Origin of the sequence: Methylobacterium dankookense, from assembly GCF_902141855.1 — a bacterium.
GTDB classification, from domain to species: Bacteria; Pseudomonadota; Alphaproteobacteria; order Rhizobiales; family Beijerinckiaceae; genus Methylobacterium; species Methylobacterium dankookense.
The window spans coordinates 40,075-46,490 of the sequence record NZ_CABFVH010000045.1; the positions used below are offsets into that span (position 1 = coordinate 40,075).

The window sequence follows — 6,416 nt, forward strand, 5'->3', positions numbered from 1 at the left end:
TCCCCGCCGGCGGAAACCGGCGGGGCGGGAAACGGGCTCAGGCGGCCTGGGCCTTGGGCTGCACCTCGGCGAGGTAGTCGTCCATCAGCGTCTTGGTCAGGCTCGCGGGCGTGAAGCGGTAGGGCCCGATCTCCGAGACCGGGGTCACCTCCGCGGCCGAGCCGGTGATGAAGCACTCGGAGAAATCCGTCATCTCCTCGGGGTGGATGCGGCGCTCGACCACCTCGACCCCGCGGCGGCGGGCCAGCTCGATCACGGTCTGGCGGGTGATGCCGTTGAGGAAGCGGTCGGCGATCGGCGTGTGGATCACCCCGTCCTTGATGAAGAACACGTTGGCGCCGGTGCACTCGGCGACGTTGCCCTCGAAGTCGAGCATCAGGGCGTCGGCATAGCCCTTGTTCTCGGCCCGGTGCTTCGAGATCGTGCAGATCATGTACAGGCCCGCCGCCTTCGAGGCGCAGGGGGCGGTCGCTGGGTCGGGCCGGCGGTACTCGGCCATGTCGAGGCGGATGCCCTTCATCTTGGTGGCCGCGTCGAAATAGCTCGGCCATTCCCAGGCGGCGATGGCGAGATGGATGGTGTTGCCCTGCGCCGAGACGCCCATCATCTCCGAGCCGCGCCAGGCGACGGGGCGCAGATAGGCGTCCTGCAGACCGCTCGTCTTCAGGACGAGCTCCTTGGCCGCCTCGATCTCCTCAACCGTGAAGGGGATCTTGAAGTCGAGGAGTTCCGCCGAGCGGTGCAGGCGCTTGGTGTGCTCCAGGCTCTTGAAGATGCGCCCGCCATAGGCCCGCTCGCCCTCGAACACCGAGGATCCGTAGTGGAGACCGTGGCTGAGTACATGGATCTTCGCCTCCCGCCACGGCACCATGGCGCCATCGAACCAGATGGTGCCTTCGCGCTGGTCGAACGGGATGACGGACATCGCTCGAATCTTTCCGGTGGCGCCTCCGGCCGGAGGCGGGCTTGGTCGTGAAGGGCGCGGGGGTGCGCCTCGCCGGGGCGGCCGTCAAGGGGCCGCCCAGGAGGGTTGACGGGTACCAACCGGGCTGAAATATGTCAACGAAACTGACGTAATCGGGATCGACCGCAGACGTGCCCCGCTCCGCCGCGCGCCCCGCCGCACGCACCCTGCCCTCCCCCGACATGCTCGCCGAGGGGGCCGGTGCCCCGCCCTGCAGCAGCGACGACCTGATCGAGCTCCTGTTCTTCGCCTACCGCGACTTCGTCGGCGATCCGGACCGGATCCTGGCCGAGTACGGCTTCGGACGGGCGCATCACCGCGTCCTGCACTTCGTCGACCGCTATCCGGGCCTGACCATCGCCGAGCTGCTCGACATCCTGCGCATCACCAAGCAGAGCCTCAACCGCGTGCTGAAGGACCTGATCGAGCAGGGCTACATCGCGCAGAAGACCGGCACGAGCGACCGGCGCCAACGGCTCCTCTACTGCACGCAGACCGGGGCCGCGCTCGCCGGAGACCTGACCCGGGTGCAGACCCGGCGCCTGACCCGGGCGCTCGCCGCGCCCGCCGCCGCCGCCTCCCCGGAGAACTTCCTCCTCGCGATGATCGAGCCTGACGAGCGCGCGGCGGTGAGCCGGCTCATGGCCCGGCGCGGCCAGCAGGGCGCCGCCTGATGGCCGCCGCGCCGGCGCTCCGCGCGGACCTGCCCGACACGGCGCCGCACGTCCTCGTGGTGGACGACGACCGGCGCCTGCGCGAGCTGCTCTCGCGCTACCTCACCGAGCAAGGCTTTCGCGTGACCAGCGCCGCCTGCGCGGCGGAGGCCCGGGCCAAGGCCCAGAGCATCCTGTTCGACGCGATGGTGCTCGACGTGATGATGCCGGGCGAGAGCGGCTTCGACTACGCCCGCAGCGTGCGCGAGACCTCGCGCGTGCCGATCCTGATGCTCACCGCGCGCTCCAACACCAACGACCGGGTGATGGGGCTCGAGATCGGGGCGGACGACTACCTGCCCAAGCCCTTCGAGCCGCGCGAGCTGACGCTCCGGCTCACCAACATCATCAAGCGGGCGGCTCCCGCGCGGCCCGACGCGCCCGAGGCCGTGACCTTCGGGCCCTTCGCCTTCCGGGCCGACCGGGGCGAATTGCGCCGCGGCGAGGAGGTCATCCGCATCACCGAGCGCGAGCGCGAGATCCTGACGATCCTGGCCGGCGCCGGGGGGGCCAACGTGGAGCGCGAGCAGCTCGCCGGCAGCGGCGGCCTAGCGGCCGAGCGGGCGGTGGACGTGCAGATCAACCGCCTGCGCCGCAAGATCGAGGTCGACCCGGCCAACCCCCTCCTGCTCCAGACGGTCCGCGGCGTCGGCTACCGCCTGGCGGTGGACTGAGAGGATTCCAAAGGGATCATCCCTTTGGTGGGGTCTCGGGGCGAAGCCCTGAGGGTGGCTTCGCCGACCAGGGCTCCGCCCTGGACCCGCCAAAGGCCTGAGGCCTTTGGAAACCCGATCTCATACGACATCCGGGTGATCCCTTCGGGATGGCGGATGTCGTCTTCGCTCAGGCGCCGCGCGGGCTTGGCCGAGACCGCGTCCGGTCTGATCAACCGGACGCCGTATCAGGCCCCTTCCCGGTCGAGCAGGACGCGCTTGCGTTCGACGCCCCATCGATAGCCCGAGAGCGCGCCGTCGGAGCGCACGACCCGGTGGCAGGGGATCGCCACGGCAAGCGCGTTGGCGCCGCAGGCCTGGGCCACGGCGCGCACGGCGGCCGGCGCCCCGACCGCCCGGGCGATGTCCGCGTAGCTCGCGGTGCGGCCGGGCGGGATCGCCCGCAGCGCCTCCCAGACCCGCTGCTGGAAGGCGGTGCCGCCGATGTCGAGGGGTAGGTCGAAGCCCTCGGCCGGCGCCTCAACGAGGCCGACCACGCGGGCGACCAGCGTCTCGAAATCCGGATCCCCGCCCTCGAACTCGGCCTTCGGGAAGCGGTCCTGCAGGTCGCGCACGAGGGCGTCGGGATCGTCACCGAGCAGGATCGCGCAGACGCCCCGCCCGGTCGCCGCGACCAGGACCGCGCCGAGGGAGCAGGCGCCCACCGCGAAGCGGATCCGGGTGCCGGGGGCGCCGCGGCGATAGGTGTCCGGGCTCATGCCGAGCCGCTCGGCCGCGCCCGCATAGAAGCGGCTCGACGCGTTGTAGCCGGCGTCAAAAATCGCCTCGGTGACGGAGCCCGCCGCACGCAACGTCTCGGCGACCCGCGCCGCGCGCTTGGCTTCTGCGTAGGCTTTGGGCGTGATCCCGGTGACGGTCCGGAAGATCCGGTGGAAGTGGTGGGGGCTCATCCCCGCGGCGTCGGCGAGCGCTTCGAGGCCGGGCGGGTCCTCGGACGCGTCGATCAGCCGGCAGGCGCGGGCGACCGCCGCGCGGCGGCGCTCCTCGAGGCCCGGCTCGTTCGGGCGGCAGCGGCGGCAGGGCCGGAAGCCCGCCTCCTCGGCCTCGGCACAGGTGGCGAAGAAGCGCAGGTTCTCCGGCCGCGCCGCCCGCGAGGGGCAGCTCGGGCGGCAATACACGCCGGTCGAGCGCACGGCGTAGACGAAGCGGCCATCCGCCGCCGCATCGCGGGCGACGACGGCGGCGAGAAGTGCCGCGTCCGGGCGGAAGGATTCGGTCATGGGGATGAACATGGCGTTCCTCGTCGGCTCTGGGAGCTCGCCTCCCGTCGCCGGCATCCTCGTCCTGGCCGCCCGCCGCCGCATCCCGAGCCTTGCTCCCGAATCCCGCGGCACGACCGTCCCCGCTTCGCGTCAGGGCCGCGGCGCCTCGCCCGGACCGCAGGGGCCGGTGCGGCGGCCGGTCTGGACCTCGGTCATGGTCATGTTCTTAGCCCCCATGCGCATGGCGATGCGGCCGGTGAAGCCGGAAGGGCCGAGGCGGTAGACGGCGCTCGCCTCGGCGGCGTTGCGGCCCGGGCAGCGGATCGCGAAGGTCAGGGCCTCGCCCTCCTGGCGGATCTCCGAGAGCGGGCAGCGGGCGAGCGGGTTGTTGGCGCTGAGCACGGCGAGGCCGTAGCCCTCCCGCGCCGGGTCGAGGCAGAGATCGACCTGCCGGGCGGTGGCGGCCTCCTCCAGATGCGGCAATTCGAGCCGCACCGCGACGGCGTAGGCGCCGCCCTCGAAGGCGGCCGCGGGCGCACAGGCCAGCACGAGGCCGGCGGCCGCGGACCGAAGGATGGCGGGCATGACGGACCTCCCCTGCAGGCCGTCAGGAGAGCACGGGAGACGTCGCGGGATCCTCCCGTTTCTGGCTCCCGAATTCCTACCAGACCAGCCGCTCGATCACCGCGTCGGGGTGCACGGCCTGGGCGGAGAGCCACGCCGCGATCTCGCCGATGCGGTGATGCTCGGCGGTGAGGCCGAGTTCCTCCGCGTGGATGCCGCGGGCGACGAACAGGCTCGCGATGCCGACGCCGCGGGCGCCCGCCACGTCGGTGCGGATGGCATCGCCCACCGCGAGCACGCGGGTCCGGTCGGGCGGGGGCAGGCCGTCGAGGGCGCCGGCCCGCGCGAGGGCGGCCTCGTAGACCGGTCGGTGCGGCTTGCCCGCATAGACGACCGAGCCGCCGAGCTCCTCGTAGGCCGCAGCGAGCAGGCCCGCGCAGGGGATGAGCCGGCCGTCGAACTCCACCACGAGGTCGGGATTGGCGCAGATCATCGGCACGGCGCGCTCGCGCAAGGTGGCCAGCGTCCCGCGGTAATCCTCGGCCGTCTCGGTGCGGTCGTCGAACAGGCCGGTATTGAGCACGAGATCGGCGTCCTCCGGGCCGGCGAGCGCCACGTCGAGCCCCTCGAAGATGCCGGAATCGCGCTCCGGCCCGAGATGGTACATGCGGATGCCGGGCGTCTCGGCCACGAGGGCACGGGTGAGGTCGCCGGAGGTGACGATGGCGTCGTAAGCCTCCCGCGGCACGCCGAGCCGGTCGAGGATGCGCTGCACGCCCGCGCCCGGCCGCGGCGCGTTCGAGACCAGCACGACCCGGCGCGGGCGCCCGGCCGCCGGCAGGCCGCGGAAGCGGATCAGCGCGTCGCCCGCGCCCGGATGGGCCTTGGACCCGTCGTGCAGGACGCCCCAGACGTCGCAGAGGATCACGTCGTAGGCGTCGGCGATCCCGCTGATGCCGGTTAGCGTGGGGATCGAGGCGTGGTCAGAGGTCATGCGGGGTCCTGCGCGGCGTCGCGCGCCGGGTTAGAGCGCTCCCCGCCGAAGGGGTTACCGGTTCGGCGCAAAGGAGCGCGCCATCAAGAGCCTGGAGCGCGCTCCGCCGACGTGGACACCGGTTCGGCGAAAGAGAGCGCGTCAAAACAAAGACTGAGAGCCGATCTCGATTGCAACGCGATCGGGCACGGCTCTAGGCGGAGGCGGCGGCGAAGGCAACGCCCCGGGGCGCCTGCCGAATCCGCCCGGCGGCCCGGGGGCCGGATCGAGGGCGTCGCTCAGACCGCCCGCCGCAGGAAGGAGCGGAAGGGCTTGCGCTGCGGCGGCTCGGGGTCGGTGTCCGGGCCCGGCTCGGAGACCGGGCTCGCCAGCACCTCGGCGCGCACGGGCCGCGGCGCGGCGAAGACCGCCCCCTGCGCCAGCGCCACGTCGAGGTCGATCAGGTCCGGCACGTCCGCCTCGGCCTCGACGCCGCAGGCGACCAGCCGGATGCCGGAACGGGCGAGCGCGGTGACGAGATCCTCCGGCGCGATGTCGGCGAGATCCGCGCGGGAGGGCCGCAGGAGCAGGCCCGCCGGAACCTTGACCTGCCCGACGCCGCGGGCGGCGAGCGCGGCGGCGTCGAAGCGCAGGTCGCCCGGCCGGTCGAGGGTGAAGCCGACCCGGCCGCGCAGCCCCGCGAGCGCGGCGGCCTGCTCGGCATCGAGGCCGCGCCAGCTCGCCTGCGGCAAGGCGAGGACGATGCGGCCGCCCAGCCCCGTCTCGTCGCCGAGCAGCCGGGCGAGCCAGCGCAGGAAGCCCGGCTCGAACAGGGAGAGCGGCGACAGGCCGTAGGTGATGCTCGCCTCGCTGCCACGCCCGCCGAGATGCCGCGCGATGGTCAGCACCCGCTGCAGCATGCGCCGGTCGAGCTCCGTGGTGCGGCCGTGCCGCTCCAGCACGGGCAGGAAGGCCTCGGGCTCCAAGAGGTCGGCCCCCGCGCGCAGCCGCGCCAGGGCCTCGTAGGCGACGACCTTGCGCTGGGGCAGCGTCACGACGGGCTGGAGATGCACCTCGAGCCCCTCGCCCTCGAAGGCGGCGACGAGGGCCTCCTCCGGCACGGTCGTGCCGCGCGGCGTGACGGGGCGGACGGGCTCGGCGCGCATCTCGGCGGCCGGGGGGCGCGGCGGGAGCGGTCGCGGCGGCAGGGCGCGCGGCTCGGGACGCGGTTCGGCGGCCGGCTCGGGCGGGGCCGGCGGCGCGGCC

At 73.3% G+C, this 6,416-nt stretch carries 7 protein-coding genes; 2 read left to right on the top strand and 5 right to left on the bottom strand.

The window, feature by feature from the left end:
• Positions 1 to 37: 37 nt before the first annotated feature.
• Complete coding sequence (locus tag MTDSW087_RS23890) at positions 38 to 925, bottom strand: branched-chain amino acid aminotransferase (protein WP_144767360.1); 888 nt, start codon at positions 923 to 925, stop codon at positions 38 to 40.
• Between the two features lie 221 nt (positions 926 to 1,146).
• On the opposite strand from MTDSW087_RS23890, the gene MTDSW087_RS23895 reads away from it, so the two are divergent.
• A complete protein-coding gene (locus tag MTDSW087_RS23895; protein WP_144767372.1) occupies positions 1,147 to 1,638 on the top strand; it encodes a MarR family winged helix-turn-helix transcriptional regulator in 492 nt (163 codons plus the stop codon).
• Positions 1,638 to 2,351: a response regulator gene (locus MTDSW087_RS23900; protein WP_144767361.1), complete on the top strand. Its 714-nt coding sequence runs from the start codon at positions 1,638 to 1,640 to the stop codon at positions 2,349 to 2,351. The genes MTDSW087_RS23895 and MTDSW087_RS23900 overlap by 1 nt, the downstream gene beginning before the upstream one ends.
• Before the next feature lie 227 nt (positions 2,352 to 2,578).
• Here MTDSW087_RS23900 and ada read toward each other — a convergent pair whose 3' ends face one another.
• From ada to MTDSW087_RS23920, 4 genes are all read right to left on the bottom strand, one after another.
• On the bottom strand, positions 2,579 to 3,643 hold the full coding sequence (gene ada, locus MTDSW087_RS23905; protein WP_238179357.1) for a bifunctional DNA-binding transcriptional regulator/O6-methylguanine-DNA methyltransferase Ada: 1,065 nt from the start codon (positions 3,641 to 3,643) through the stop codon (positions 2,579 to 2,581).
• A gap of 120 nt (positions 3,644 to 3,763) precedes the next feature.
• Positions 3,764 to 4,198, bottom strand: coding sequence for a DUF3617 domain-containing protein (locus MTDSW087_RS23910; RefSeq protein ID WP_144767363.1), 435 nt, complete (start codon positions 4,196 to 4,198; stop codon positions 3,764 to 3,766).
• Between the two features lie 76 nt (positions 4,199 to 4,274).
• Positions 4,275 to 5,171, bottom strand: a complete 897-nt coding sequence (locus MTDSW087_RS23915; protein WP_144767364.1) for a TIGR01459 family HAD-type hydrolase — start codon at positions 5,169 to 5,171, stop codon at positions 4,275 to 4,277.
• 278 nt (positions 5,172 to 5,449) lie between these two features.
• Positions 5,450 to 6,416, bottom strand: a 967-nt coding sequence (locus MTDSW087_RS23920; protein WP_144767365.1) for an EAL domain-containing protein, incomplete at its 5' end; no start/stop codon positions are given.